Genomic DNA, 25,067 nt, shown 5'->3' on the forward strand with positions numbered 1-25,067 from the left:
CACGCGGCAGCGGACGGCAGCCTGTCCCCGCACCCGCCAGCGGACGGCAGTCTGTCCCCGCACGCGGCAGCGGACGGCAGCCTGTCCCCGCACCCGCCAGCGGACGGCAGTCTGTCCCCGCACGCGGCAGCGGACGGCAGCCTGTCCCCGCACCCGGCAGCGGACGCGAACCCCCTCGCCTCCGGCACCCCCTCCACGCCCACGACGGCCGTGGAAACCGCCCTCCACTGGTACGCGGCGGTCGCCGAACGCGCCCTCACCGCCATCGTCGAACCCGGCCTCGACCAGGACGACCGCCGCCGACCCACCGCCGCCCAGCCCCCCGAGCACGCCGCGCGCGTGGCCCGCACCGCCCCCTTCGCGTCCGCCGAAGAGGCGTTCGCCTGGGGCGACATGGAGCTGCCGAACATCGTCACCCTCGTGGCACGGCACGCGGGCGACCCGGCCCACGACCACCGCACGGCCGCCTACGTCTCCACCCTGATCCGCCTCCTCTTCCCCTACGTCCACCGCAGCGGCCGCGTCGCCGAGATGGAGATCCTGGGCAGCGCCGCGCTCGACGCCGCCCGCCGCCTCGGCGACCCCGCGGCCGAGGCCTACGCCCTCGGCGACCTGGCAGGACTGCACTTCCTGACCGGCCGTCAGGGCGACGCCCTCGACCTCAACGACCGGGCGCTGAGGATCTGGCGCCGCCTGGGGGTGGTCTCCTGGATCCGGCGCTGCCTGAACAACCGCGGGCTGCTCCTCGAAGGGCTGGGCCGGTACACCGAGTCGGAGGCCGCGCTCCGCCAGAGCCTCACGTACTCACGGCAGTTGAACGACCCGCACGGCGAGGCCGTCACCTACAGCCACCTGGGCAACCTCTACGAGCACACCGACCCGCGCGCCGCCATCGAACAGCACCGCCGCTCCCTCGCCATCGGCGTCGCGATCGGCGCGGTCATCGTCCAGCACTCGGCGCACTGCAACATCGGCTACGCCTATCTCCGCCTCGGCGAACCGCAGTCCGCCGCCCGGCACTTCGAGGAGAGCCTGCGCATCCTCGGCGGCCACGGCGACTGGCACGGCGAGTCCCAGACCCGCCTCGGCCTGGTGCGCGCCCTGCGCCTGCTCGGCCACACCGACCGCGCCCTGGGCGAGTGCGCGGAACTGATGCGCCGCGCGGACGCCCGCGCCGACCACTACACCGGCGGTCTCGCCCGCCATCAGCACGGACTGCTGCTGCGCGCCCAGGGTCTGCACCAGCGGGCGTACGAGGAGTGGCGCACCGCTCTCGCCGCGCTGGACGGCACGGACGAGAGCGCGGTCACGGCACAGCTGCGGGAGCTCCTCGACAGCGCCGGCGCGAGCGCCTGCCGCTGATCCCCGTCACCCCCCTGGGCGCCCGCCGCCACCGTCCCCCCCGCCCCCTCACTTGGCATCGGCGTAGCACTCCACCACAGCCGTCGTGAACGGGAACCGCACCGGTGTCTCCCCGAAGGTCAGCCGTCCCGCCAGCGCCGATGCCTCCCGGATCGCCGCCACCACCGTCTCCGCCTCCTCCTCGGGGCAGTGCACGATCACCTCGTCGTGCTGGAAGAAGACCAGCTCGGCCGAGAGCCCCGCGCAGGCCCGGCGCAGCGCGGCGAGCAGCAGCAGGGCCCAGTCGGCGGCGCTGCCCTGGACCACGAAGTTGCGGGCGAAGCGGCCGCGGGCGCGGGCGTTCGTCGAGGCGTACCCCGGCGCCCACGCGCGGTCCTCGCGGTCTTCGCGGTCCTCGCCGTCCTCGTCCGCCACCGGGATGCCGGCCTCCCCGGCCGGGTCCTCGCCCGAGGCTGCGGGCGGGCAGGTCCGGCCGAGCCAGGTGCGCACCAGCCGCCCCTCCTCACCGGCGCGGGCGGCCTCGTCGACGTAGGCCACCGCCTTCGGGAAGCGGCGGCGCAGCGCGGCGAGGTTCTTCAGCCCGTCGCCGGAGGTCTGCCCGTAGATCGCGCCGAGCACGGCGATCTTGGCCTGGGTGCGGTCGCCGGAGAAGGCCCGGTCGGACACCGACTGGTACAGGTCGCTCTCCCGCCCGGCGACCTCCATCAGGCCGGGGTCGCGGGAGATCGCGGCGAGCACCCGGGGCTCCATCTGGTCGGCGTCGGCGACGACCAGCCGCCAGCCGGGGTCGGCGACCACGGCCCGGCGGATGACCTTGGGGATCTGCAGGGCGCCGCCGCCGTTGGTCACCCAGCGTCCGGTGACCGTGCCGCCGGCCTGGAACTCGGGCCGGAAGCGGCCGTCGCGCACCCAGTCCTGGAGCCAGGACCAGCCGTGGGCGACCCAGATCCGGTACAGCTTCTTGTACTCGACCAGCGGTTTGACGGCCGGGTGGTCGACGGACTCGATCTCCCACCGCCGCGTGGACCGGATCTTGATCCCGGCCTGCGCGAACGCCTTGATCACATCGGCGGGCAGATCGGGCCGCACCCGCCGCCCGAACGCGGCGGACACCTCGTCGGCCAGCTCGGCCAGCCGCCGGGGCTCCCCGCCGCCCGCGTACCGCTCGCCGAGCAGGTCGCGCAGCACCGCGCGGTGGACGTCCGCGCTCCACGGCAGCCCCGCGTGGTTCATCTCGGCGGCGACCAGTGTCCCGGCCGACTCGGCGGCGGTCAGCAGCCGCATCCGGTCGGGGTGGGCGGTGTGCTCGTGCCGCCGCTGTTGCTCGGCGTAGACGGTGAGCAGGTCGGCGAGGGGGAGCGGGCGGCCGCCCTCCGGCTCGAACAGCGGGGACTGCGCCCCCGGCTCGGCCGGCCGCTGCGGCGGATCCGGCGGGACCGGCCCGCCGCGCAGCCGGGCCAGGGCGGCGGCGGCCGAGCGCGGCTCGCCGGACCGCCCCTCGTGGCCCAGGAGGAGGGCCTCGGCGGCCTCGACGTCGTAGCACCGCTCCACTCGCACCCCCGTGGCGAGCAGGCGCGGATACACCTCCGCCGTGGACCGCCAGACCCAGCGCGTCACCTCCGGCCGCGCGCGCACGGCCGACGCCGGGTCCTCCTCCCGCACCACCGGACCGGCGGGCAGCCCGTCCGGGCCGAGGGGGGCGAGTTCCACACCGCCGCCCTCGGCCGGTGCGAGCGCCCACCGGTCGGTCATGCAAGCGAGTGTGGCAGGAGGGTCTGACAACGGCTCGGCGTCAGCCCTCCGACGCCGCCTCACCAGTGCTTTTGCCGGTGTCCAGGAACTTGGCGAGCAGCTCGGTGACGTACCGCTCCGCCGCCTCCTTGGTGATGCCGAGGCCGGACAGCACGCCCTCGCCGTTCTCGAACTCGAGCAGGGCGAGCAGCAGGTGTTCGGTGCCGATGTAGTTGTGGCCGAGGCGCAGGGCCTCGCGGAAGGTGAGTTCCAGTGCCTTCTTGGCGTCGGGGCCGTAGGGGACCAGCTCGGGGACCTCGTCCGAGGCGGGCGGCAGCGCGGCGGTCGCGGCCCGGCGCACCTCGTCCAGGGTGACGCCCTGCGCGGTGATCGCGTGGGCGGCCAGCCCCTCCGGCTCGGCGAGCAGGCCGAGGATCAGGTGTTCCGGGCGGCCCTCGGCGTTGCGGGCGGCGATGGCCTCGTTGTGGGCGGCCATGACGACGTTCCGCGCGCGGGGCGTGTAGCGGCTGAAGCCCTGGCTGGGGTCCAGGTCCGCTGACTCCCTGGGCACGAACCGCTTCTGCGCCGCCTGCCGGGTGACGCCCATGCTCTTGCCGATGTCGGTCCAGGACGCGCCCGACCGGCGCGCCTGGTCCACGAAGTGGCCGATCAGGTGGTCCGCCACGTCGCCCAGGTGCTCGGCGGCGATGACCGCGTCCTGGAGCTGGTCGAGCGGCTGGTCGTGGACCTTCTTGATGGCCGCGATGAGGTCGTCGAGACGTACGGATGCCGTGATGTTGGGGTTCGTCGACATGTGTCAACCGTAGGTTGCACCCTCCCGAGTGTCAACCGACAGTTGACAGTCCCGCACGCGACCAAGACCGGGCTCCACGAACTGCGGCCGGAACGCCACCGCGAACAAAGATCACCTCGGGGTTGAGCACGTTGGTGACCGAGCCCTTGCCGGAACGCCCGCCGCAGCCCCGCCCCCGCGCCGCCGCCGGAGGCCTCGTCCCGGGCGCGGACCGGTCCCGATATCCGGGGAGTGGGACGGAACGGCCCGCACGCGCGCGTGGCACCATCGCCGGGTGAGCACCCCCCGTACGCCCGGCACCGTCGACCGCGCCTTCGAAGCAGCCCTGTACAGCGCCGGGGACACCGGCCTCGACACCGGCGCGTCCCTGCTCGCCGCCGACCCGGCCGCCGACGCGGAGCGCGACAGGCGGGGCCGGGAGTTCGTCGCGACCGCCTGGCGGCGCGGCTGGCAGCCCGCCGACGTCGTACGGATCGTGCGCCGCGAGCTGGACGACGTCCACGTGGCCCTCGTGGCGGAACTGATCCGCGCCCAGGCCCCGGACGACCGCCCGCGCGGACGCCGCTGGCAGGCCCAGCTCGCCGACCTGCCCACCGCGCCACCGCCCCGCGCGGACCGCTTCTCGCACGCCACCGCGGTCCTGGAGCTGTACCGCCTCCTGCTGCGTCTGCCCACCCTCGAACCCCTGGACGACCACGAGCGGGTACGCCGCGACGCGCCCGCCGAGTCCCGGATGCTCGCCCGCATCCGCGCGCTGCTCGCCAAGGCGGAGGCGACCGGCTACCCGGAGGAGGCCGAGGCGCTGAGCGCCAAGGCGCAGGAGCTGATGGCCCGCCACAGCATCGACGAGGCGCTGCTCGCCGCCCGCTCCCCGGACCCGGCCGCCGACACCCCGACCGCCTGCCGGATCGGCGTCGAGCCGCCGTACGAACAGGCCAAGGCGGTCCTGCTGGACGCGGTGGCCTCCGCCAACCACTGCCGAGCGGTGTGGAACGAACCCCTCGGCTTCTCCACGGTGGTCGGCTTCGACGCGGACCTCGAAGCGGTCGAACTGCTCTACACCTCGCTGCTCGTGCAGGCCACCACCGCCATGGCCAAGGCGGAGGCGGCCCAGCGCGCGGGCGGCCGCAAGCGCACGAAAACGTTCCGGCAGTCCTTCCTCGCCGCCTACGCCCACCGCGTCGGCACCCGCCTCGCGGCTGCCGCCCAGACCCAGGTGACCGACGACCTGCTCCCCGTCCTCGCCTCCCGCGAGGTCGCCGTCGCCGACCGCGCGGAGCGCATGTTCCCCGAGACCGTCACCACCCGGCTGCGCGGCGTCAGCGACGCGGCGGGCTGGCACGAGGGCGCCCGCGCGGCGGACCGGGCCCAGATGCGCCACCGCCCGCGCCTCGACTGACCGGACCGACCGGCTCCGGCCGGCTCGGACCGGCTTTGACAGGCTTGGACCGGCTCGGACCGGCTCGGAAGGCTCGGACCGGCCCCGATCGGCCCCGACCGCGGCCCATGCCGACCGCCGACGTTTCCTCCGGATCATTTCCGGTACGCCCCGACAGCTCCTGCTGATGCGCACGGGCCAGTTCGCGGCGCAGGCCCGCATCGCGGCGTACGTCGTCTTCCTGCTGGGCACGGGCGGCGAGCAGTGGACGCAGACCGTCCCCGAGCGCGTCGTGCCGACCCTCCTGGGCGGCGTACGGGCGATGCTCCCGTACGCCGTCTACCCGGCCTGGGAGACCCCCCGGCTGCGCGACCGCCTCGCCGACTGGCCGGCGGCCCAGGGCGCGTACGCCGCGGCCGTACTGCGCCACCACGCGGACCCGGCGTCCGCCTCCGCCGACGACATCCGGGACGCCCTGCTCACCGCCCGCGCGGCCCGCGCCGCCTGGCACACGGCGGTCGCCCGCGCGGAGCACGAACCCGTACGCCACCGCGGCCTGTCCCGCGTCACGGCGGACGACGCCGAGGACGCGCTGACCCAGATGGGCCGCGTGGCGATGCTCCTGGAGGCCCATCTGCCGGACCCCGCCGCCCCGCCGGTCGCCCCGGCCGCCCACCTCGCGGACGCCCTCCGCAAGGCCACCCTCCAGGAGGCGAAGGCGGTACAGGAACACCGCGTCCCCCAGTGGGACGCCGTACGCGCCGCCCTCACCCACCCCGCCTGGGCCGACACCTCCGACACCGTCGTACGCCTCGCGAGACTGCTGCCCACCGCCCTCACGGCCTTCTCCGAGGCCCTGAACGGCACTCCGGCGAAGCGCCGGTGAGAGCCCTGCGCCCCGAGTCCTCGCCCCGACAGGGGGCAGCTTCTACGACCCCAGCCCCTCCGTCGGCACCCCCGACGGCAGCGTGCCCCCCTCGGCCCTGGTGAACGTCTCGACCCCCACCGACCCCTCCCAGGTCACCTTCAGGGAGTCCGCCGTGACGGAGTCGACCGTCCCGGTGCCGCGCTCCCGGTCCCGGCCGGCCTCACCTCCGGCACCGCCGTCACCGTTCTTCCCGCCCTCACCGCCGCAGAGCAGGCGTATCGCCGGCTTCCCGGCCGTCTCGGTGACCCGCCCGCCGCACACGGTCCCGCGGCTCGCGAACAGCCCCGCCTCGTCGCCGTTGAGCACGAGCACCACGGCCTGCCCGCCGCTGGTGGCGAGCCAGCTGCCGTCCAGCTCGCCACCAGCGGCCGAGCCGGAGGCCGAGGGCGACGGGGAGGGAGACGGGGACGACGCCGCCGGCGCGGTCGGCGTCGCCTCCTCCTCACTGCCCCCGCCCCCGCCGCACGCGCCGAGCAGCAGCACACCGCCCAGCCCCGCGGCCGCGGCCCGGGCCACGGTCCGTATCCGCCTGCGCGCCCCGCGCGCGTACGCCGCCGAAGTCACTGCGAGCCCCCAGGGGAAGAACCGGTACGACGGTACGACCGCAGCAAGCTACCAGGCCGTAACCTCCCGGCCACCTCCCTCGAGCGGCCAGAGTTCTCCGGCTACCAGGAGGACTTGCGCACCCCCGGCAGATATCCGGCGTGCGCCTGCTCCCGCAGCGACACCCGGGACAGCCCGAACGCCCGGAAGTAACCGCGCGGGCGGCCGTCCACCTGGTCGCGGTTGCGTACGCGCGTGGCGCTCGCGTCCCGCGGCTGACGGCGCAGCTCGGCCTGCGCGGCGGCGCGTTCGGCGTCGGTGGAAGACGGCCGGCGGATGATCTCCTTCAGCTCGGCCCGCCGCGCGGCGTACCGCGCGACGATCTCCTGCCGCTTCTCGTTCTTCGCGATCTTGCTCTTCTTCGCCATCAGACCCGCACCCCCCGCGCGCGGATCCGGGCCACGGCGGCCTCGATCCCGATCGTGTCGACGGTCTTGATCCCCTTGGCGCTGAGCTTCAGCCGGACGTACCGGCCCTCGCTGGGCAGCCAGTACCGCTTGCTCTGGACGTTCGGGTCGAAGCGGCGCGAGGACCGCCGGTGGGAGTGGGAGATCGTGTTGCCGAAACCGGGCTGGGCGCCGGTCAGCATGCAGTGGGCGGACATCGGGTGACGAACCTCTCCTCGATCGGTGTCGTAATGGAATTCATTTTCAGTAACATAGCAGCATGGCACGCAACGAACTCCGCCCGGTCATCAAGCTCCGGTCCACCGCCGGCACCGGCTACACCTACGTGACGCGCAAGAACCGCCGCAACGACCCGGACCGCCTGTCCCTGCGCAAGTACGACCCGGTCGCCGGCCGCCACGTCGACTTCCGAGAGGAGCGCTGACCGCCATGCGCAAGGGAATCCACCCCGACTACGGTCCCGTCGTCTTCCGTGACCGTGCCGCGAACTACGCCTTCCTCACCCGGTCGACCATGACCAGCGACAAGACGATCGAGTGGGAGGACGGCAACACGTACCCGGTCGTGGACGTCGAGATCTCGAACGTCAGCCACCCCTTCTACACCGGCACCGCCCGCGTCCTGGACACCGCGGGCCGCGTCGAGCGCTTCGAGCGCCGGTACGGAAAGCGGAGCTGAGCGCCGTGCCCGACCTCTCCGTCGTGATCGTCGGCGGGCTGCACGCCGACGCCCGCCAGCGGGCCGTCGACCGGCTGCTCGCCGAGGTCCCCGGCAGCGTCGTCCTCCACCACGACCTGGCGACGGCCGCGTCCGGCACTGTCGTGCGCACGGTCCGCGACGCCGGCGGCGTCCGGGACACCGGCGAGACGCCGCTGGTCAACGACTGCGCGTGCTGCGCCCTGCGCGAGGACCTGGTGCCCGAGCTGCGGCGGCTCGCCGACGCCGGGGACACCCGCCTCGCGGTCGTCGAGCTGTGGGACTCCGTCGAGCCCAAGGCCATGGCCGAGGTCGTCACCGCCGGCGGCCTCACCGTCACCGGCGTGATCACCGCCGTCGACCCCGCGCTGCTGCTGCCGTACCTCGGCAACGGCGACGACCTCGCCGAGGCCGGGCTCGCCGCGGCCGCCACCGACCAGCGCACCGTCGCCGACACCTTCGCCCGCCAGCTGGAGTACGCCCCCGTCCTCGCCGTCGCGGAGTCCGAGGAGGCCGACGACGAGGACCGCGAGCTGCTGGCCCAGCTGCACCCGACGGCCCGCCGGGTCCCGATCGGCCACGGTGACCTGGCGGGCGCCGCGCTCGCCGGCTTCGACGTCGAGGCCGCGGCCGCCGCCCAGCACCCGGCGTGCGCCCTGCTGCCCACGGACGCCGACGCGCACGGCGTGACCACCCTCGTCTGGCGCCGGCACCGCCCCTTCCACCCGGAGCGGCTGTACGCGGCGCTGGAGGACCTGACCTGCGCCGCCGCCCGCAGCCGGGGCCGGTTCTGGCTCGCCGACAAGCCGGACACGCTCTTCCACTGGGACGCGGCCGGCGGAGCGCTGTGCGTGGAGAGCGCGGGCCCCTGGCTCGCCGCGCTGCCCGACGCGGCCTGGGAGATGGTCCCGCCGGTGCGCCGCGCCGCCGCCGCGCTGGACTGGCACCCCGAGCACGGGGACCGCTGCCAGCACCTCGTCTTCACCTCGCCCGGCCTCGACGGCGAGGGCCTTCAGCGGCTGCTGGAGTCCTGTCTGCTCACCGACGCCGAGTACGCCGCCGGGCGTGACGCCTGGCAGCGGCTGCCGCACGCCTTCGACACCCTCCTGGAGGTCTGAACCCCGATGCCCCGCAAGTCCGACCGCAAGCCCGCCAAGAACCGGCCGAACCCGCTGGACCAGGCCGGGATCACGTACATCGACTACAAGGACACCGACCTGCTGCGGAAGTTCATCTCCGACCGCGGCAAGATCCGCAGCCGTCGGGTGACCCGTGTCACCTCCCAGCAGCAGCGACAGCTGGCCCGCGCCGTCAAGAACGCCCGGGAGATGGCCCTGCTGCCGTACGCGAGCCGCTGACGCGTCCTGCCGGGTACCGGACGGGCCCCGCCTCACTGGAGGCGGGGCCCGTCCGCGTTTGCGCCAACCTCCCGCGCGTATACGGAAGTTCAATGGAACACAAAGCCGACAACATGCGTCTGTTCCTAGTACCGGAACCATTCGGTAAAGCGGGGGCCAAAGCTGTAGTCACGGGAACACCCCGCGTGCACGTGCATCTGCGTCTGCATCTGCACATGAACAAGGTTATGATCCGGCACAGTTGACCACTGCATCTATGGCCACGACAGCCAGTGCACCACCGGGGAGCGACCTGTGGACCACGACGTGTACAACGGCATGGCCGCCACCGAGCTGCGCGGTGTGGCCTGGCAGAAGAGCCGGCACAGCAACTCGCAGGGTTCGTGCGTGGAGTTCGCCCGGCTGCCCGGCGGGCGGGTGGCCGTCCGGAACTCGAACTTCCCCGACGGGCCCGCGCTCGTGTACACGCGGGCGGAGATCGAGGCCATGCTGCTCGGCGTGAAGGACGGCGAGTTCGACCACCTGGTGGCGGGCTGAGGTCACGCGAGCGACCGGGGGAGCGGGCCCACCTGCGCCGTGACGCGCGTAGAACCGCGGCACCGAGCTGTGCCGCGGTTCCTCAGTCGGCGGGCCGCAGCCGGAACAACGCCCAGACGACCTTGCCGCTGAGCGTGCCGGCCAGCGGGTGCCAGCCCCAGCCGTCGCAGAAGGAGTCGACCAGGAACAGCCCGCGGCCGGACTCCGCGGAGAAGTCGTCGGCCTCGCGCGCCACCGGGCTGTCGTTGCTGGGGTCCCGCACCGCGCACACCAGCCGCTCGGTCCAGCGCATCAGGTGCAGCCGTACCGCCGGCTCGAGCTCCCCGCGCGGGGCGCTGGGCACGGCGTGCCGCAGCGCGTTGGTGACCAGTTCCGAGACGACCAGACAGACGTCGTCGAACCGGTCGCCCAGGTCCCACTGGTCGAGGGTTCTGCGGGTGAACTGCCGGGCGTCGCGCACCGCTTCGAAGCGGGCGGGCAGAGCGCATGACGCGGCGCTGGACACGGCCGCGGGGTCCAGCGGCGGAAGGCCCTGCCGTAACGGCTCGAGCATGGTCGATCCATTCGTTGCCATGCGGGGCACTCCCGGGATTCGCGGTCGTTGCGATGCAGCGGTGGCGCGGCACCCATGGTTTCGGAAGCGCACACCAGATGCAAGGGCAGATGCACGTGCACGAGACCGAATTGGTCCCACCCGTACCACTTCTTGGACATTTTTTCCGCCATCTTGGTGTTGCTCGTGCGCCGTCCGCCTGCCACCTCTGTGTGCGCTCCTGCTCGCAATCTTTGGCTTCTTTCCGTCTGTGTAATCGGACGAGTACAGCTCGGAGTGTTTTAGTGGCAGACTGCGGGCCCTGAAGACGGTTGGGGAGGCTGGCGAACGTGAGCGCGGGAGAGCCCGGATCGGTGGTGCGGCGGATGCTGCTCGGCTCGCAACTCAGGCGACTGCGCGAGGCGCGGGGCATCACCCGCGAGGCGGCGGGTTACCACATCCGCGCCTCCGAGTCGAAGATCAGCCGGATGGAGCTGGGCCGGGTGAGCTTCAAGACGAGGGACGTCGAGGACCTGCTGACGCTGTACGGCATCACGGACGAGAACGAGCGGGGCTCCCTCATCTCGCTCGCCCGCGAGGCCAACGTCGCCGGCTGGTGGCACAGCTACTCCGACGTCCTGCCGAGCTGGTTCCCCACCTACGTCGGCCTGGAGGGCGCCGCGTCCCTGATCCGGGCGTACGAGGTGCAGTTCGTGCACGGCCTGCTCCAGACCGAGGACTACGCCCGCGCGGTGGTGCGGCGCGGCATGAAGGACGCGAGCGAGGCCGACGTCGAACGCCGGGTGGCGCTGCGGCTCGAGCGGCAGAAGCACCTCGTCGCGGAGAACGCCCCCGACTTCCACATCGTCCTCGACGAGGCCGCCCTGCGCCGCCCCTACGGTGACCGCGAGGTGATGCGCGGCCAGCTCCAGCACCTCATCGAGATCTCCGAGCGCCCCAACGTCCGCCTGCAGATCATGCCGTTCAGCTTCGGCGGGCACTCCGGCGAGAGCGGCGCCTTCACCATCCTCAGCTTCCCCGAGTCCGACCTGTCGGACGTGGTCTACCTGGAGCAGCTGACCAGCGCCCTCTACCTGGACAAGCCCGAGGACGTCGCCCAGTACGAGACCGCCCTGAAGGAACTCCAGCGCGACAGCCCCGGCCCCGCGGAGAGCCGCGACCTGCTCAGGGGCCTCCTCCAACTCTCCTGATACAGCGGCCAAGTTGGTGAACCGGCCAGTAGGATGACGATCGATCAGGCGCGTCTGTCTGTCTGCTCCCGCGGCAGGGATTGAGGGATCACATGTCGTCCTACTTCACCGACCTGGCTCAGCAGTACATCGACGGCGAGTGGCGCCCGGGCACCGGCTCCTGGGACATCATCGACTTCAATCCCTACGACGGCGAGAAGCTGGCCTCGATCACCATAGCCACCGTCGACGAGATAGATCAGGCCTACCGGGCCGCCGAACGCGCCCAGCGGGAGTGGGCCCGCGCGGGCGCCTTCGCCCGCCGCACGGTGCTGGAGAAGGTGCTGCGGCTGGTCGAGGAGCGCGAGGCGGACATCGCCGAGGCGATCGTCGCCGAGCTGGGCGGCACCCGGGTCAAGGCCGCCTTCGAGCTGCACCTGGCCAAGGAGTTCCTGCGCGAGGCCGCCGCCCTGGCGACGCGCCCCGAGGACCGGCTGCTGCCCTCGCCCGACCCCGGCAAGGAGAACCGCCTCTACCGCGTCCCGGTCGGCGTCGTCGGCGTCATCAGCCCCTTCAACTTCCCCTTCCTGCTCTCGCTGAAGTCCACCGCGCCCGCCCTCGCGCTCGGCAACGCCGTGGTGCTCAAGCCGCACCAGGACACCCCGGTCGTCGGCGGCACCCTGGTCGCCGCGCTCTTCGCGGAAGCGGGCCTGCCGGCCGGCGTGCTCAACGTCGTCGTCACCGACATCGCGGAGATCGGCGACGCCTTCATCGAGCACCCGGTGCCCAAGGTCATCTCCTTCACCGGCTCCGACAAGGTCGGGCGCCACGTGGCCACCGTCTGCGCCACGCACTTCAAGCGGGCGGTCCTCGAACTCGGCGGCAACAGCGCGCTGGTGGTCCTCGACGACGCCGACCTCGACTACGCCGTCGACGCCGCCGTCTTCTCCCGCTACGTCCACCAGGGCCAGGTCTGCATGGCCGCCAACCGGATCCTGGTGGACCGCGCGGTCGCCGACGAGTTCACCGACAAGTTCGTCGCCAAGGTGCGGTCCCTGAAGGTCGGCGACCCGCGCGACCCGGAGACCGTCATCGGCCCGGTCATCAACGCCTCCCAGGCCGAGGCGCTGTCGGGCGCGGTGGAGCAGGCGGTCGCCGAGGGCGCGACGGCCCTGCTGCGCGGCACCGTCCGGGACAACCTGGTCGAGCCGTCCGTCCTCACCGACGTCCCGGCCGGCTCACCGCTGCTGCGTCAGGAGATCTTCGGCCCGGTCGCCCTCCTCATGGTCTTCGACGGCGAGGAGGAGGCCGTACGCCTGGTCAACGACAGCCCTTACGGCCTCAGCGGCGCCGTTCACACCGGGGACGTCGAACGCGGCGTCCGCTTCGCGCGGCGCGTCGACACCGGGATGTTCCACGTCAACGACGGCACCGTCCACGACGAACCCCTCGTCCCCTTCGGCGGCGAGAAGCACTCCGGTGTCGGCCGGCTGAACGGCGAGTCCACCCTGGACGCCTTCACCACCCTGAAGTGGATCTCGGTCCAGCACGGCCGGAGCGGCTTCCCGTTCTGAGGGCGTCCGGCACACCTCCTAGGCTGGACCGCATGTCAGCGATCCGACTCCTGGTCCTGGGCGCCGTGCGCCAGCACGGGCGGGCCCACGGCTACCAGGTGCGCAACGACCTGGAGTACTGGGGCGCGCACGAGTGGTCCAACGCCAAGCCCGGCTCGATCTACCACGCGCTGAAGCAGATGGCGAAGCAAGGGCTGCTGCACGCGCACGAGATCGCCCCGTCCACCGCGGGCGGCCCGCCCCGCACCGAGTACGAGATCACCGACCTGGGCATGGCGGAGTACCTCGGCATGGTCCGCGAGGCGCTCACCAACTACGACCAGAAGATGGACATCAAGTCCGCGGCCATCGGCTTCATGGTCGACCTCCCGCGCGCGGAGGCGGTCGCCCTGCTCAACGAGCGCGTCCGCCGCATCGAGGAGTGGCGCGCCGCCGTCACCGAGCACTACGTGCCCGAGGAGGGTTCCGGACAGCTCGGCCACATCGGCGAGATCATGAACCTGTGGCTGCACACGGCCGACGCCGAGGCGGCCTGGACGCGGGCGCTGATCGAGCGGATCGAGGGCGGGGCCTACACCTTCGCGGGCGAGGGCGAGCCGTTCGTCGGGATCCTCGCCGACGGGCAGGAGAACCCGTACGCGACACAGGAGCGGCATCCTGGGGACACCGCCTGACGGCGCAGGACGTCTCGACTAATCAAGTTTGACGAGCGAGTGGGCGGGTAGTACGGTGAGGCTGTAGTCAAGTTTGACTAGCTGGAGAGTGGGTGGCTGTGACCCCTACGGCGATCACCGTGGACGGCGCACGCAAGACATACCGAGACAAGAAGGCGCTCGACGGACTCGACCTCGTGGTCCCGCGAGGCACGGTCCAGGCCGTACTGGGCCCCAACGGCGCCGGTAAGACGACCCTGGTACGCATCCTGTCCACCCTGCTGAAGCCGGACGCGGGCCGCGTCGAGGTCGCCGGCCACGACGTGGTGACCCGGGCGCGCGAGATCCGGCTGCGCATCGGCCTGCTGGGCCAGCACGCGGCCGTCGACGAGGAACTCGACGGCCGGCAGAACCTGGAGATGTTCGGCCGCCTCCATCACCTCGGCACTCGCCCCGCGCGGATGCGCGCCGACGAGCTGATGGCCCGCTTCGGCCTCGCCGACACCGGGCGCAAGCAGGTCAAGCGGTACAGCGGCGGGATGCGCCGCCGCCTCGACCTCGCGGCCTCGCTCGTCACCGATCCCGAGGTGCTCTTCCTGGACGAGCCCACCACCGGCCTCGACCCGCGCGGCCGCGCCGAGGTCTGGGCCGCGGTCCGCTCCCTGGTCGGCGGCGGCACCACGGTCCTGCTCACCACCCAGTACCTGGAGGAGGCCGACCAGCTCGCCGACCGCGTCGCGGTGGTCGACTCCGGCCGGGTCGTCGCCGAGGGCACCCCCGACGAGCTGAAGTCCGCCCTCGGCGGCGACCGCGTCGACGTCGTCCTGCGCGACGGCGGCGAGCTCGGTGCGGCCGCCGCCCTGCTGCCGGTGCCACGGGAAACCGTCCGGATCGACCCCGACCGGCGGCTGCTCAGCGCCCCCGTCACCGACCGCATGACCGCCCTCACCGGCGTCGTCCGCGCCCTCGCGGAAGCCGGCATCGAAGCCGAGGACATCGCGCTGCGCCGGCCCACGCTCGACGAGGTCTTCCTGCACCTGACAGGCGGCGAGAGCCGCGAGAAGGAGGCCGTGTGAGCACCCACGCCCTGACCGACTCCTGGACGATGACCCGCCGCGAACTCGCCCACTGGGCACGGCAGCCGGTCCAGGTCGTGGTGAACCTGGTGTTCCCCGTGATGCTGCTGCTGATGTTCGGTTACCTCATCGGCGGCGGCCGCGGCGTCAGCGGGCCCTATGTGGACTACCTGGTCCCCGGCATGCTCGCCCTCACCATGGCCTTCGGCCTGGAGGGCACGATGATCGCCGTCACCCAGGACCTGAACAAGGGAGTGATCGACCGCTTCCGGTCCATGCCGATGGCCGACGGGGCCGTCCTGGTGGGCCGGTCCGCCGCCGACATGCTCCAGTCGGCCCTGGTCCTGGCCGTGCTGACGGGCGTGGGCCACGCCCTCGGCTGGCGGGTGCGCGGCGGCCTCGCGGGCTTCGCGGCGGCCGTCGGGCTGCTCCTGCTGTTCCGTTTCGCCATGCTGTGGATCGGCATCCACCTCGCTCTGCTCGCCGGGCGCCCGGAGATGGTCCAGGCCGTCCAGATCCTCGTCTGGCCGGTCGGCTTCCTCTCCAACGCCCTCGCCACCCCGGCCTCCATGCCCGGCTGGCTGGGTACGGTCGTGGAGTGGAACCCGCTGTCCCACACGGCGACCGCGGTGCGCGAGCTGTGCGCGGGCGGGACGGTCGCCGCGGACCACGTCTGGGCGGCGGTGGCCTGGCCGGTGGGCCTGCTGGCGGTGTTCTTCCCCCTGGCGGTGCGCAGGTTCGCGCGGCTGAGCGCGTAGCCGTTCCCCGGTCCGGCTCCGGGGCCGGGTCTCCGGGCCGGTACCGGGGCCGCCCGCAGGAAAAGCGGCTTGCACCTCACGCGACGTGAGGCCGCACCGTGGACGGCGTACCGAGAAGGGAGCGGAAGTGAGCTACTCCGTGGGACAGGTCGCCGGTTTCGCCGGAGTGACGGTGCGCACCCTGCACCACTACGACGACATCGGCCTGCTCGTGCCCAGCGAGCGCAGCCGCGCGGGCCACCGGCGCTACAGCGACGCCGACCTCGACCGGCTGCAGCAGATCCTGTTCTACCGCGAGCTCGGCTTCCCGCTCGACGAGGTCGCCGTCCTGCTCGACGACCCGGAGGCGGACCCGCGGGTCCACCTGCGCCGGCAGCACGAGCTGCTGACCGCCCGGATCGAGAAGCTGCGGCAGATGGCGGCGGCCGTGGAGCACGCCATGGAGGCACGCAAGATGGGGATCAACCTCACGCCCGAGGAGCGGTTCGAGGTCTTCGGGGACAAGGACCCGGAGCAGTACGCCGAGGAGGCCGAGGCCCGCTGGGGCGGCACCGAGGCGTGGGCCGAGTCGCAGCGCCGCGCGGCGACCTACACCAAGGAGGACTGGAAGCGGATCCAGGCCGAGGCGGCCGACTGGGCCGAGCGCTACGGCGCCGTGATGGCCGACGGCGAGCCGCCCACCGGTGAGCGGGCCATGGACCTCGCCGAGGAGCACCGGCAGCACATCACCGGCTGGTACTACGACTGCGGCTACGAGATGCACCGCTGCCTGGGCGAGATGTACGTCTCGGACGAGCGCTTCAAGGCGTTCTACGACACCATGCGCCCCGGTCTCGCCGAGCACCTCAGGGACGCCATCGTCGCGAACGCGGCCCGCCACTCCTCCTGACGTCGTGGCCCGGGACCGGTCCCGCGGGCCGGCTCCCGGGCCACGACGGCTTGGGTCCCCGCGGGCGCGCGGTGCACCCTGGCATCCTGAAGAACACCGGTGGAACCCGGCACGGGCGCGGCACGTTGATAGCGTTGTCCGGCCGCACTGGACGCCGCACTCCCCCTCACCCCCTCAGGAGCCCGGAATCGTGACGACGCTCGCCCTCGGACCCAGCTGGCTGGATCCGAACTACCTGCTCGACACCTTCGGGATCTGGGGTCTGCTCCTCATCGTCTTCGCCGAGTCGGGCCTGCTCATCGGCTTCTTCCTGCCCGGTGACTCGCTGCTGTTCACCGCGGGCCTGCTGATCGCCTCCAAGGAGCTGGACTTCCCGCTGTGGCTGGCCATCGTGCTGATCTGCGTCGCCGCGATCCTCGGCGACCAGGCGGGCTACATGTTCGGCAAGAAGGTCGGCCCCGCGCTGTTCACCCGGCCGGACTCCCGCTTCTTCAAGCAGGAGAACGTCACCAAGGCCCATGAGTTCTTCGAGAAGTACGGCCCGAAATCGCTGGTCCTGGCCCGCTTCGTGCCCATCGTCCGCACCTTCACGCCGATCATCGCCGGCGTCAGCGGCATGCGGTACCGCTCCTTCCTGATCTTCAACGTCCTCGGCGGCATCCTCTGGGGCGCCGGCGTCACCCTGCTCGGCTCCTGGCTGGGCAACATCGACTTCGTCAAGAAGAACATCGAAGCGATCCTGATCCTGATCGTCTTCATCTCCGTCGTCCCGATCATCATCGAGTTCTGGCGCGCCCGGTCGCAGAAGAAGAAGGCCGGCCCGCAGCAGACCGCCGAGCCCCGCCAGCCCCAGGCCCCGCAGCAGCAGGCGTACCCGGTGATGGACGACGCCACCACCCAGCTCCGCCGCGTCGAGCAGCCCCAGCAGCCCCAGCAGTACGGCTACGACCAGCAGCAGTACGACGGCGGCCACGACCACCGGCAGTACGGCTACGACCAGGGCGGCTACGGCACCCAGCAGCCCTACGCCTCCCCGCAGCAGCCTTACGCCTCCCCGCAGCAGCCCTACGGGGACCAGCAGCAGCCCTACGAGGGCGGGCAGCAGCCGTACGGGGACCAGCAGCCGTACGGGAACCAGCCGTACCCCCAGCAGCAGCCGTACCCGTACAACCAGAACCAGGGCTACTGAGCCGCACCCGCGGGACGCGGGGTCAGAAGCCCCGCGTCCGCTTGGCCGCCTTGCGGCCCCGGCCCGCGCCCCGCAGGAAGAGGCGGGACACCTCCGACCCCAGGTTCACGCCGATGGCGATGGCCATCGCCAGCGCCGCCGCCTTGGTCAGCGACCCGAGGCCCCCGTCGACGTCGTTCTGCGCGATCGCCAGCAGCCCGAAGTAGGTGGCCGAACCCGGCAGCAGCGGCCCGATCGCGGCGGTCGTGTACGGCAGCGCGGACGCGTACCGGTACCGCGACATCAGCTGCCCGAACAGACCGACCAGCCCGGCCGCCGCCGCCGTGGACGCCACCGGCGACAGATCGCCGGCGTAGTGCAGCGCGCCGTACACCACCCACGCCACGCCGCCGTTGAGCGTCACGGCGAGCACGGTGGATCGTTCCTGCTGCAGCAGCACCGCGAAGGTCAGCGACAGCAGCATCGACGCGGCGGTCTGCACCAGCGGCTGCTCGGCGGTCCCCAGCGCGGCCTCCGGGTTCAGCTGCGCCCCGAGCTGGACGCCGAAGTACAGCACCACCAGCACGCCGACCACGATGCCCACGAAGAAGTACAGGACCTCCAGCAGCCGGGCCGCCGCGGTGATGTAGAAGCCGGTCAGCCCGTCCTGCACACCCGCCACCAGCGCCCGTCCGGGCAGCAGCGCGAACAGCCCACCGGTGATCACGGCGGACGCCGCGACGTCCACGTGCGCGACGGTCAGCGCCACCCCGATCGCGGCCGGCGGCATCGCGGCGACCGTGAACTGGTAGAACTCCGGCAGCCCGCGCCCCGCGCACAGCCACGCCAGCCGGTCCCCGAGCATCGCGCCCAGCGCCGCCGCGACGAACACGATCAGATCGCCGCCGACCAGCACCGACGCCGCGCCCGCGAGCAGCCCGCTGGCCGCCGTCAGCACCCAGGTCGGATACGGGTGCCGGTTGCGGCGGATCTCCGCGAGCCGTCGGTAGGCCTCCTCCAGGGAGAGATGCGTCTCCGGGTCGCTGAGGTCGTCCACCAGCTGGAAGACGGCCGCGAGCCGCGTGTAGTCCGTCCCGCGCCGCCGCACGGTCCGCGCCGCCGACACCGGATCGTCCACCAGCGACGGCTGGTACGAGATCGACAGCAGGGTGAAGGTGACGTTCGGCTCGCACCGGTCCAGGCCGTACGAGCGGCAGACCGCGAACATGGCCGCCTCGACGTCCTCCGCGCCCTCACCGCCCGCCAGCAGCAGCTCCCCGATACGCAGGGACAGGTCCAGCACGCGCGGGACGGCCGGGCCGCCCTCCTCGGTCCGCTGCACCGGCTCCGGCGCGGGCCGTTCGGTCACCGGCATCCGCAGCATCGTGCGCATCCGGTCCTGCCACGGCGCGTCCTTGGTCAGGCTGACCGCCGGTATCCCGGCGGCCGGGGTGAACGCGGGCGCCTCCCGGGCGCTGTAGGCGCGCGGCGGGACGAACGCCGACCCCTCGGGCTCCGCGCTCGGCGGGTGCGGGACGTCCAGCCCGTCCGGAAGGGCGAACTCGGAGGTGGTCTCCGACTCGCTGTCCCCGACCTCGACACCGGCGGGCGGCGTGAACGCCATCCTCGCCTCGTCCGACAGCGGCTTGCGGTCCTCCGCGTCCGTCACGTGCAGTGCTCCCTGTACGACACCTCCGGTACCTCAGTATGCGCACACATGACGAACGGGCCGCACGCACACGCGTACGGCCCGTCTACCCAGCGAGCGGCAGGTCAGTGACCCGGCGAGCAGCAGGTCAGTGACCGCCCTGCTCCTTGAAGCGCTTGTACGACCGCTCGATCTCCGCCTCGGCGTCGGTGCGGCCCACCCAGTTGGCGCCCTCGACGGACTTGCCGGGCTCCAGGTCCTTGTACACCTCGAAGAAGTGCTGGATCTCCAGGCGGTCGAACTCGGACACGTGGTGGATGTCGCGCAGGTGCTCCACACGCGGGTCCGTCGCCGGGACGCACAGCAGCTTGTCGTCACCGCCGGCCTCGTCGGTCATCCGGAACATGCCGATCGCGCGGCAGCGGATGAGGCAGCCCGGGAAGGTCGGCTCGTCCAGGATGACCAGCGCGTCCAGCGGGTCGCCGTCCTCGCCGAGGGTGTTCTCGACGAAGCCGTAGTCCGTCGGGTAGGCGGTCGACGTGAACAGGCGGCGGTCCAGGCGGATCCGACCGGTCTCGTGGTCCACCTCGTACTTGTTGCGCGAACCCTTCGGGATCTCGATCGTGACGTCGAACTCCACCGGTGGCTCCTCCATGATCAACACACAGTTCTGGTGGTTAAGTGTCCCTCACGCAGGTGTGTGGTCGCGAAAGGGGCTGGTGGTCGTGGTCGAGCTGAGGCCGTGGCGGGCCGCGGGGCCGCGTCTGAGACGGGGTCTGACGCGGGTCGCGGATGCCGTGCGCCCTCCGCTCGCCCGTGCCGTGGCGGCGTCGGGGCCGCGGGTCGCGCGGCTGGCGCGGGCCGCGTCACCGCGGGTCGCGCGGATCACGCGGGTGAAGACCTGGCAGTACACCGCGGGTGCCGCCACCGCCGGTCTGGCGCTGGCCGCCGGTCTGGTGACCGCCGCGGGACCCTGGGACTCCACGGGTCAGCGTACGGCCGAGCGGGTCCGCGCCGCCGCCGCCGGCCACGCGGGTGGCGCATCTCACGGCGGCGCCTCCGGCCGGGGCGGGACGAGCGGGACCGGGGGACCGCGTCCGGCGCCCAGCGCCGCGTCGGTGCTGGCCGGTCTCGGCGGCGCGAAGGGCACCGGCCGGCCGGGACCGGACGCCCGGGCCCTCGCCGCCACGCTGGACCCGCTGATGGCGGACCCGGCGCTCGGCCCCCGCCGCGCGGCCGCCGTCGTCGACATCGCCACCGGCGAACGGCTCTACGGCACGGCCCAGGACGAGCCGCTCACCCCCGCCTCCACCACCAAGATCGCCACCGCCGTGGCCGCGCTGTCCGCCCTCGGCCCCGAGCACCGCCTGACCACCCGGGCCGTCTTCGAACCCGACACCAAGGAACTCGTCCTGGTCGGCGGCGGCGACCCCACCCTCACCGCCGACCGCGACGCCGAGGGCCGGGCGAGCCTGCGCACCCTCGCCGCGAAGACCGCCGCCGCGCTGGAGAAACGGGACGTCCGCGCGGTGACCCTGTCGTACGACACCACCCTGTACGCCGGCTCGGACCTTCACCCCATCGGGGTCAACGACAACCTGGCCCGCGTCACCGCCCTGATGGCCGACGAGGCCCGCACCGACGACTCCGTCAGCGGTCCCGCGACGCGCCACCCCGACCCCGCCGCCGCGGCCACCCGCGCCTTCGCGGACTTGCTGGAGGCCGAGGGAGTCAGGACGACGGCCCCCGGCCCGTCCAAGGCCACCGGCCGCGCGGACCGCCTCGCCGCCGTCTCCTCCCCGCCCCTGTCCGCCCTCGTCGAGCAGATGCTCACCAACAGCGACAACGACATCGCCGAGGCCCTCGCCCGGCACACCGCCATCGCCACCGGCGAACGCCCCGACTTCGCCGGGGCCGGCCGCGCCGTCGAAGCCCGGCTGAAGAAGCTCGGCCTGCCGGTCGAGGGCGCCGTCATCAAGGACGGCAGCGGCCTCGACCGCGCCGGCAAGCTCACGGCCTCCCTGCTCACCGCGCTCCTCACCGCGGCCGCCGACCCCGCCCACCCCGAACTGCGCCCCACCCTCACCGGCCTCCCCGTCGCCGGCTTCACCGGCACCCTGACCACCCGTTACGGCGACGGCGCGGCCGGCCTCGTCCGCGCCAAGACCGGCACGCTGACCGGCGTCAACGCCCTGGCCGGCACCGTCGTCGACGACTCCGGCCGCGTCCTCGCCTTCGCCTTCCTCACCTCCGACACCCTCGACACCCCCGCAGCCCAGTCCGCCCTGGACCGCACGGCAACGGCCCTGGCGGCCTGCACCTGCGACTGAGAGGGCGCCGCGCGGCGAGGGCCCTGGCGGCCTGGTCCGTGGCCGGCTGGAGAGGGCCGCAGGTCGCGGGGCGATCGAGACCGTACGGCGGCTGTGCGGTCCGAGCCGGGGAAGCACCCCAGGGGGCCGAGGCCGAGGCGCAGGCCGAGCCGGACAGAGCCTCGCCGTGCAGCCGGAGGCGCCGCGCGGACAGCCGGCGGCGGTCACGCGGGGTGGGGCCTCCACGCGGTGCGGCTGGCCGGCCGCAGGTGGTGGCGTGGTTCGAGACGCCTCGCGGCTGACGCTCGGGGCGGTCACAGCCGTACGGCGAAAGCCGCACACCACCGCGCGGGGAGCGGGACACCGCCGCGCGCGGGGAGCCGGACATGGTTGCGCGCCGCAGAGCGGGGGCGCCGGTTCGCGGCACCCCCGGACCGCCGGGGGCCTTCCCACGGCCTGCCCCCGTGCGGGGGCCTCACGTACGGTTGACACATGACGAGCATCGGTGGCACGGCATCCGGCATGGTCGACTGGAATCTCGCGGTGGCGACCGCGACCCGGCTCGTACGGCCGGGCCCCGAGGTGACGCGCGACGAGGCCCGCGCCGTCGTCGCGGAGCTGCGCCGCCACGCCAAGGCCTCGGAGGAACACGTCCGGGGCTTCACTCATATGGGCACCGAGGACACCCACGACACCCCCGTCCTCGTCGTCGACCGCCCCGGCTGGATCCGGGCGAACGTCGCCGGTTTCCGGGAGATCCTGCGCCCGCTGCTGGAGAAGATGCAGGAGCGCCGCGGCTCCGGCCCCGGCGGCGCGGTCCTCGGCGCCGTCGGCGGCAAGGTCACCGGCGTGGAGCTGGGCATGCTGCTGTCCTTCCTGGCCTCCCGCGTCCTCGGCCAGTACGAGACTTTCGCCCCCGCCACCCGCGACCTCCCCGCGGGCGGGCAAGGCGGCGGCCGGCTGCTGCTCGTCGCCCCGAACATCGTCCACGTCGAGCGCGAACTAGACGTACGGCCCCACGACTTCCGCCTGTGGGTGTGCCTGCACGAGGAGACCCACCGCACGCAGTTCTCCGCGGTGCCCTGGCTGCGGGACCACCTGGAGGGTGAAATCCAGTCGTTCCTGGCGGAGACCGACGTGGACGCCATGACGGTCCTCGAACGCGTTCGCGAAGCCGCCCAGACGCTCGCCGGCGGCCGCCCCGAGGCGGAGGAGGACGACGGCGGCCGCTCCTTCGTGGAGCTGGTGCAGACGCCCGCCCAGCGCGAGATCCTGGGCCGCCTCACCGCCGTGATGTCCCTCCTGGAGGGCCACGCGGACTTCGTGATGGACGGCGTCGGCCCCGCGGTCGTCCCGTCCGTCGGCGAGATCCGCGAGAAGTTCCAGCAGCGCCGCGCCAAGGGCGCCTCCCGCCTCGACCTGGCCCTGCGCAAGCTCCTCGGCCTGGACGCCAAGCTCCGGCAGTACCGCGACGGCGAACGCTTCGTCCGGGCCGTCGTCGACGAGGTCGGCATGGACGGCTTCAACCGCGTGTGGACCTCCCCGAACACTCTCCCCACCAAGGGGGAGATCGCCAAACCGGCGGATTGGATCGCGCGGGTGCACCGCCGCAGTGAAACGTGACATCGGGTGAGACGGTCGTGAAACGAATCCGGCCGACGGCAGGCGAACGCCCCTGTAATCACCCGTCCGAGGGAGCGTGAGGCGTGCACAGGCGTGCAATGCTCGGGGAACGGCCCGGTTCTGTCACCATCTACACACTCTGAGTGACCGACTCGGGCTCACCCCCCGGAAAACTTCATGAAGGGAACCGGACATGGGTCCCCATCCTGCGGTCGCGGCGATACGCCTGGCGGTCCGCCGCGTCCTCCACGACATCCTCAACGACCACAGCACCACCTCCCCGCCGCTCGTCCTCGTGGCCTGCTCCGGCGGCGCTGACTCCATGGCGCTCGCCTCCGCCCTCGCCTTCGAGGCGCCCAAACTCGGCATCCGCGCGGGAGGCGTCACCGTCGACCACGGCCTCCAGCCCGGCTCGGACCTGCGCGCCGCCGAGGTCTGCCTGCGGCTGCGCGAACTCGGCCTCGACCCCGTCGAGGCCACCGCCGTCACCGTCGGCCGCGCGGGCGGCCCCGAAGCCGCCGCCCGGGACGCCCGGTACGCCGCGCTCGACACCGCGGCGGAACGCCACGGCGCCGCCGCCGTCCTCCTCGGCCACACCCGCGACGACCAGGCCGAGACCGTACTGCTGGGGCTCGCCCGCGGTTCCGGCATCCGCTCGCTGTCCGGAATGGCCGCGGTCTCGGGGGCCGGCGGCCGTTACCGGCGCCCCTTCCTCGAACTCGACCGGCAGACCGCCCGCAAGGCCTGCATGGTCCAGTCGCTGCCCGTGTGGGACGACCCGCACAACGCCGACCCCGCCTACACCCGCTCCCGGCTGCGCCACGAGGGCCTGCCCGCGCTGGAGAAGGCCCTCGGCAAGGGCGTCGTCGAGGCCCTCGCCCGGACGGCCCAACTCTCCCGCGACGACGCCGACGCCCTCGACGCCTGGGCCCGCCAGGCCGAGGCCACCGTCCGCGACGCCGCCGGCCTGCTGGAGTGCGCCAAGCTCTACGCCCTGCCGCCCGCCGTCCGCCGCCGGATCCTGCGCCGCGCGGCCATCGAGGCCGGCGCCCCGGCCGGCTCGCTGTTCGCCCGCCACATCGAGGAAGTCGACCGGCTGATCACCGGATGGCGCGGTCAGGGAGCCATCAACCTCCCCGGCAAAGTCGTCGCCCAGCGGCAGGGTGGCAGACTGGTGATTCGGCAAGGCTGAATCCCGGCCCCCCTCGACGGGGCGGGCAGCCGGTGGGACGACCGAAAGTGATGCGGGTGGACGCGAAAGACATGGGTGCCGACCTCCAGCAGGTGCTCATCACCAAGGAAGAGATCGACGCCAAGCTGGCCGAGCTGGCCGCGAAGATCGACGCGGAGTACGCGGGGAAGGACCTGCTGATCGTCGGCGTGCTCAAGGGCGCGGTGATGGTCATGGCCGACCTCGCGCGGGCGCTGTCCACCCCCGTCACCATGGACTGGATGGCCGTGTCCTCCTACGGCGCGGGCACCCAGTCCTCCGGCGTGGTACGGATCCTCAAGGACCTGGACACCGACATCAAGGGCAAGCACGTCCTGATCGTCGAGGACATCATCGACTCCGGCCTGACCCTGTCCTGGCTGATCAACAACCTCGGCTCGCGCGAGCCCGCCTCCCTGAAGGTGTGCACGCTGCTGCGCAAGCCGGACGCCGCCAAGGTCGCCATCGACGTCGAGTGGGTCGGCTTCGACATCCCCAACGAGTTCGTCGTGGGCTACGGCCTGGACTACGCCGAGAAGTACCGCAACCTGCCGTTCGTCGGTACGCTCGCGCCGCACGTCTACGGTGGCTGACGCCGCGCCCGTGCGTCGGCTGGGCCGGCG

27 protein-coding genes are annotated in these 25,067 nt (G+C 72.9%); 19 read left to right on the forward strand and 8 right to left on the reverse strand.

Annotated elements, in window-relative coordinates; genetic code table 11:
- On the forward strand, positions 1 to 1,362 hold a 1,362-nt coding region (locus AB0K92_RS04345; RefSeq protein WP_365919255.1), incomplete at its 5' end, for a tetratricopeptide repeat protein.
- A gap of 48 nt (positions 1,363 to 1,410) precedes the next feature.
- Here AB0K92_RS04345 and AB0K92_RS04350 read toward each other — a convergent pair.
- Entirely contained in the window at positions 1,411 to 3,114 is a 1,704-nt protein-coding gene (locus AB0K92_RS04350) for a bifunctional 3'-5' exonuclease/DNA polymerase (protein ID WP_365919257.1), read from the reverse strand.
- A 40-nt stretch (positions 3,115 to 3,154) separates the two neighbouring features.
- A complete protein-coding gene (locus AB0K92_RS04355; protein ID WP_365919259.1) occupies positions 3,155 to 3,907 on the reverse strand; it encodes a Clp protease N-terminal domain-containing protein in 753 nt (250 codons plus the stop codon).
- Positions 3,908 to 4,181: 274 nt separating this feature from the next.
- Between AB0K92_RS04355 and AB0K92_RS04360 the strand changes: the two genes are divergently transcribed.
- Positions 4,182 to 5,306 (forward strand): DUF2786 domain-containing protein, encoded by a 1,125-nt coding sequence (locus AB0K92_RS04360; RefSeq protein ID WP_365919261.1) that lies wholly within the window; start codon positions 4,182 to 4,184, stop codon positions 5,304 to 5,306.
- A gap of 166 nt (positions 5,307 to 5,472) precedes the next feature.
- Complete coding sequence (locus tag AB0K92_RS04365; protein WP_365919263.1) at positions 5,473 to 6,171, forward strand: hypothetical protein; 699 nt, start codon at positions 5,473 to 5,475, stop codon at positions 6,169 to 6,171.
- 42 nt (positions 6,172 to 6,213) lie between these two features.
- Here the strand turns inward: AB0K92_RS04365 and AB0K92_RS04370 are convergent, their stop codons facing one another.
- The 3 genes from AB0K92_RS04370 to rpmB form a co-directional block, all read right to left on the reverse strand.
- Positions 6,214 to 6,729, reverse strand: a complete 516-nt coding sequence (locus AB0K92_RS04370; protein ID WP_365919265.1) for a hypothetical protein — start codon at positions 6,727 to 6,729, stop codon at positions 6,214 to 6,216.
- Between the two features lie 149 nt (positions 6,730 to 6,878).
- Complete coding sequence (gene rpsN, locus AB0K92_RS04375; RefSeq protein ID WP_365919267.1) at positions 6,879 to 7,184, reverse strand: 30S ribosomal protein S14; 306 nt, start codon at positions 7,182 to 7,184, stop codon at positions 6,879 to 6,881.
- On the reverse strand, positions 7,184 to 7,420 hold the full coding sequence (rpmB, locus tag AB0K92_RS04380; protein ID WP_365919269.1) for a 50S ribosomal protein L28: 237 nt from the start codon (positions 7,418 to 7,420) through the stop codon (positions 7,184 to 7,186). The genes rpsN and rpmB overlap by 1 nt, the downstream gene beginning before the upstream one ends.
- 62 nt (positions 7,421 to 7,482) lie before the next feature.
- On the opposite strand from rpmB, the gene rpmG reads away from it, so the two are divergent.
- From rpmG to AB0K92_RS04405, 5 genes are all read left to right on the forward strand, one after another.
- Positions 7,483 to 7,647, forward strand: coding sequence for a 50S ribosomal protein L33 (rpmG, locus tag AB0K92_RS04385; RefSeq protein WP_365919271.1), 165 nt, complete (start codon positions 7,483 to 7,485; stop codon positions 7,645 to 7,647).
- 5 nt (positions 7,648 to 7,652) lie between these two features.
- A complete protein-coding gene (locus AB0K92_RS04390; RefSeq protein ID WP_166001050.1) occupies positions 7,653 to 7,901 on the forward strand; it encodes a type B 50S ribosomal protein L31 in 249 nt (82 codons plus the stop codon).
- A 5-nt stretch (positions 7,902 to 7,906) separates the two neighbouring features.
- Entirely contained in the window at positions 7,907 to 9,037 is a 1,131-nt protein-coding gene (locus AB0K92_RS04395; RefSeq protein ID WP_365919273.1) for a GTP-binding protein, read from the forward strand.
- A 6-nt stretch (positions 9,038 to 9,043) separates the two neighbouring features.
- Positions 9,044 to 9,277: a 30S ribosomal protein S18 gene (rpsR, locus tag AB0K92_RS04400; RefSeq protein WP_365919275.1), complete on the forward strand. Its 234-nt coding sequence runs from the start codon at positions 9,044 to 9,046 to the stop codon at positions 9,275 to 9,277.
- A 318-nt stretch (positions 9,278 to 9,595) separates the two neighbouring features.
- On the forward strand, positions 9,596 to 9,814 hold the full coding sequence (locus AB0K92_RS04405; protein ID WP_073943372.1) for a DUF397 domain-containing protein: 219 nt from the start codon (positions 9,596 to 9,598) through the stop codon (positions 9,812 to 9,814).
- Between the two features lie 82 nt (positions 9,815 to 9,896).
- Here the strand turns inward: AB0K92_RS04405 and AB0K92_RS04410 are convergent, their stop codons facing one another.
- Complete coding sequence (locus tag AB0K92_RS04410; RefSeq protein ID WP_365919277.1) at positions 9,897 to 10,367, reverse strand: ATP-binding protein; 471 nt, start codon at positions 10,365 to 10,367, stop codon at positions 9,897 to 9,899.
- Between the two features lie 365 nt (positions 10,368 to 10,732).
- On the opposite strand from AB0K92_RS04410, the gene AB0K92_RS04415 reads away from it, so the two are divergent.
- The 7 genes from AB0K92_RS04415 to AB0K92_RS04445 all read left to right on the forward strand — a co-directional run bounded on the left by AB0K92_RS04415 (position 10,733) and on the right by AB0K92_RS04445 (position 17,675).
- Positions 10,733 to 11,557 carry a helix-turn-helix transcriptional regulator gene (locus AB0K92_RS04415; RefSeq protein ID WP_365761321.1) on the forward strand — a complete coding sequence of 275 codons (825 nt, stop codon included), beginning with the start codon at positions 10,733 to 10,735 and terminating at the stop codon, positions 11,555 to 11,557.
- A 92-nt stretch (positions 11,558 to 11,649) separates the two neighbouring features.
- Positions 11,650 to 13,110 carry an aldehyde dehydrogenase family protein gene (locus tag AB0K92_RS04420; RefSeq protein WP_365919279.1) on the forward strand — a complete coding sequence of 487 codons (1,461 nt, stop codon included), beginning with the start codon at positions 11,650 to 11,652 and terminating at the stop codon, positions 13,108 to 13,110.
- 32 nt (positions 13,111 to 13,142) lie between these two features.
- Positions 13,143 to 13,784 carry a PadR family transcriptional regulator gene (locus tag AB0K92_RS04425; protein ID WP_365919281.1) on the forward strand — a complete coding sequence of 214 codons (642 nt, stop codon included), beginning with the start codon at positions 13,143 to 13,145 and terminating at the stop codon, positions 13,782 to 13,784.
- A 98-nt stretch (positions 13,785 to 13,882) separates the two neighbouring features.
- Positions 13,883 to 14,839, forward strand: coding sequence for an ATP-binding cassette domain-containing protein (locus AB0K92_RS04430; RefSeq protein ID WP_365919406.1), 957 nt, complete (start codon positions 13,883 to 13,885; stop codon positions 14,837 to 14,839).
- Positions 14,836 to 15,597 (forward strand): ABC transporter permease, encoded by a 762-nt coding sequence (locus tag AB0K92_RS04435; RefSeq protein ID WP_365919283.1) that lies wholly within the window; start codon positions 14,836 to 14,838, stop codon positions 15,595 to 15,597. Before AB0K92_RS04430 ends, AB0K92_RS04435 begins: the two co-directional genes overlap by 4 nt.
- Positions 15,598 to 15,724: 127 nt before the next feature.
- The gene (locus AB0K92_RS04440; RefSeq protein WP_365919285.1) at positions 15,725 to 16,486 is read left to right on the forward strand and encodes a MerR family transcriptional regulator; all 762 of its coding nucleotides are present in this window, start codon (positions 15,725 to 15,727) and stop codon (positions 16,484 to 16,486) included.
- A 190-nt stretch (positions 16,487 to 16,676) separates the two neighbouring features.
- A complete protein-coding gene (locus tag AB0K92_RS04445) occupies positions 16,677 to 17,675 on the forward strand; it encodes a VTT domain-containing protein (protein ID WP_365919287.1) in 999 nt (332 codons plus the stop codon).
- Between the two features lie 22 nt (positions 17,676 to 17,697).
- On the opposite strand, the gene AB0K92_RS04450 is transcribed toward AB0K92_RS04445, so the two are convergent.
- Both AB0K92_RS04450 and AB0K92_RS04455 read right to left on the reverse strand, forming a co-directional pair.
- Complete coding sequence (locus AB0K92_RS04450; protein ID WP_365919289.1) at positions 17,698 to 19,323, reverse strand: threonine/serine exporter family protein; 1,626 nt, start codon at positions 19,321 to 19,323, stop codon at positions 17,698 to 17,700.
- Positions 19,324 to 19,450: 127 nt separating this feature from the next.
- The gene (locus AB0K92_RS04455; RefSeq protein ID WP_029381130.1) at positions 19,451 to 19,942 is read right to left on the reverse strand and encodes an inorganic diphosphatase; all 492 of its coding nucleotides are present in this window, start codon (positions 19,940 to 19,942) and stop codon (positions 19,451 to 19,453) included.
- A gap of 79 nt (positions 19,943 to 20,021) precedes the next feature.
- On the opposite strand from AB0K92_RS04455, the gene dacB reads away from it, so the two are divergent.
- From dacB to hpt, 4 genes are all read left to right on the forward strand, one after another.
- Positions 20,022 to 21,632 carry a D-alanyl-D-alanine carboxypeptidase/D-alanyl-D-alanine-endopeptidase gene (dacB, locus tag AB0K92_RS04460; protein ID WP_365919291.1) on the forward strand — a complete coding sequence of 537 codons (1,611 nt, stop codon included), beginning with the start codon at positions 20,022 to 20,024 and terminating at the stop codon, positions 21,630 to 21,632.
- Between the two features lie 471 nt (positions 21,633 to 22,103).
- Complete coding sequence (locus AB0K92_RS04465; protein WP_365919293.1) at positions 22,104 to 23,234, forward strand: zinc-dependent metalloprotease; 1,131 nt, start codon at positions 22,104 to 22,106, stop codon at positions 23,232 to 23,234.
- A gap of 193 nt (positions 23,235 to 23,427) precedes the next feature.
- The gene (gene tilS, locus AB0K92_RS04470; protein ID WP_365919295.1) at positions 23,428 to 24,426 is read left to right on the forward strand and encodes a tRNA lysidine(34) synthetase TilS; all 999 of its coding nucleotides are present in this window, start codon (positions 23,428 to 23,430) and stop codon (positions 24,424 to 24,426) included.
- A gap of 50 nt (positions 24,427 to 24,476) precedes the next feature.
- Complete coding sequence (gene hpt / locus AB0K92_RS04475; protein WP_031165039.1) at positions 24,477 to 25,037, forward strand: hypoxanthine phosphoribosyltransferase; 561 nt, start codon at positions 24,477 to 24,479, stop codon at positions 25,035 to 25,037.
- The last annotated feature ends 30 nt before the right edge of the window (positions 25,038 to 25,067 follow it).

Origin of the sequence: Streptomyces sp. NPDC052687, assembly GCF_040678395.1 — a bacterium.
In the GTDB taxonomy this organism is placed as follows: Bacteria; Actinomycetota; Actinomycetes; order Streptomycetales; family Streptomycetaceae; genus Streptomyces.

Bases quoted from the DNA above. Each gene is read 5' to 3' on its own strand.
- AB0K92_RS04350 (WP_365919257.1), bottom strand. From the start codon at position 3,114: ATGACCGACCGGTGGGCGCTCGCACCGGCCGAGGGCGGCGGTGTGGAA.
- AB0K92_RS04355 (WP_365919259.1), bottom strand. From the start codon at position 3,907: ATGTCGACGAACCCCAACATCACGGCATCCGTACGTCTCGACGACCTC.
- AB0K92_RS04365 (WP_365919263.1), top strand. From the start codon at position 5,473: ATGCGCACGGGCCAGTTCGCGGCGCAGGCCCGCATCGCGGCGTACGTC.
- rpsN (WP_365919267.1), bottom strand. From the start codon at position 7,184: ATGGCGAAGAAGAGCAAGATCGCGAAGAACGAGAAGCGGCAGGAGATC.
- rpmB (WP_365919269.1), bottom strand. From the start codon at position 7,420: ATGTCCGCCCACTGCATGCTGACCGGCGCCCAGCCCGGTTTCGGCAAC.
- rpmG (WP_365919271.1), top strand. From the start codon at position 7,483: ATGGCACGCAACGAACTCCGCCCGGTCATCAAGCTCCGGTCCACCGCC.
- AB0K92_RS04390 (WP_166001050.1), top strand. From the start codon at position 7,653: ATGCGCAAGGGAATCCACCCCGACTACGGTCCCGTCGTCTTCCGTGAC.
- rpsR (WP_365919275.1), top strand. From the start codon at position 9,044: ATGCCCCGCAAGTCCGACCGCAAGCCCGCCAAGAACCGGCCGAACCCG.
- AB0K92_RS04405 (WP_073943372.1), top strand. From the start codon at position 9,596: ATGGCCGCCACCGAGCTGCGCGGTGTGGCCTGGCAGAAGAGCCGGCAC.
- AB0K92_RS04410 (WP_365919277.1), bottom strand. From the start codon at position 10,367: ATGCTCGAGCCGTTACGGCAGGGCCTTCCGCCGCTGGACCCCGCGGCC.
- AB0K92_RS04415 (WP_365761321.1), top strand. From the start codon at position 10,733: ATGCTGCTCGGCTCGCAACTCAGGCGACTGCGCGAGGCGCGGGGCATC.
- AB0K92_RS04420 (WP_365919279.1), top strand. From the start codon at position 11,650: ATGTCGTCCTACTTCACCGACCTGGCTCAGCAGTACATCGACGGCGAG.
- AB0K92_RS04425 (WP_365919281.1), top strand. From the start codon at position 13,143: ATGTCAGCGATCCGACTCCTGGTCCTGGGCGCCGTGCGCCAGCACGGG.
- AB0K92_RS04465 (WP_365919293.1), top strand. From the start codon at position 22,104: ATGACGAGCATCGGTGGCACGGCATCCGGCATGGTCGACTGGAATCTC.
- tilS (WP_365919295.1), top strand. From the start codon at position 23,428: ATGGGTCCCCATCCTGCGGTCGCGGCGATACGCCTGGCGGTCCGCCGC.
- hpt (WP_031165039.1), top strand. From the start codon at position 24,477: ATGCGGGTGGACGCGAAAGACATGGGTGCCGACCTCCAGCAGGTGCTC.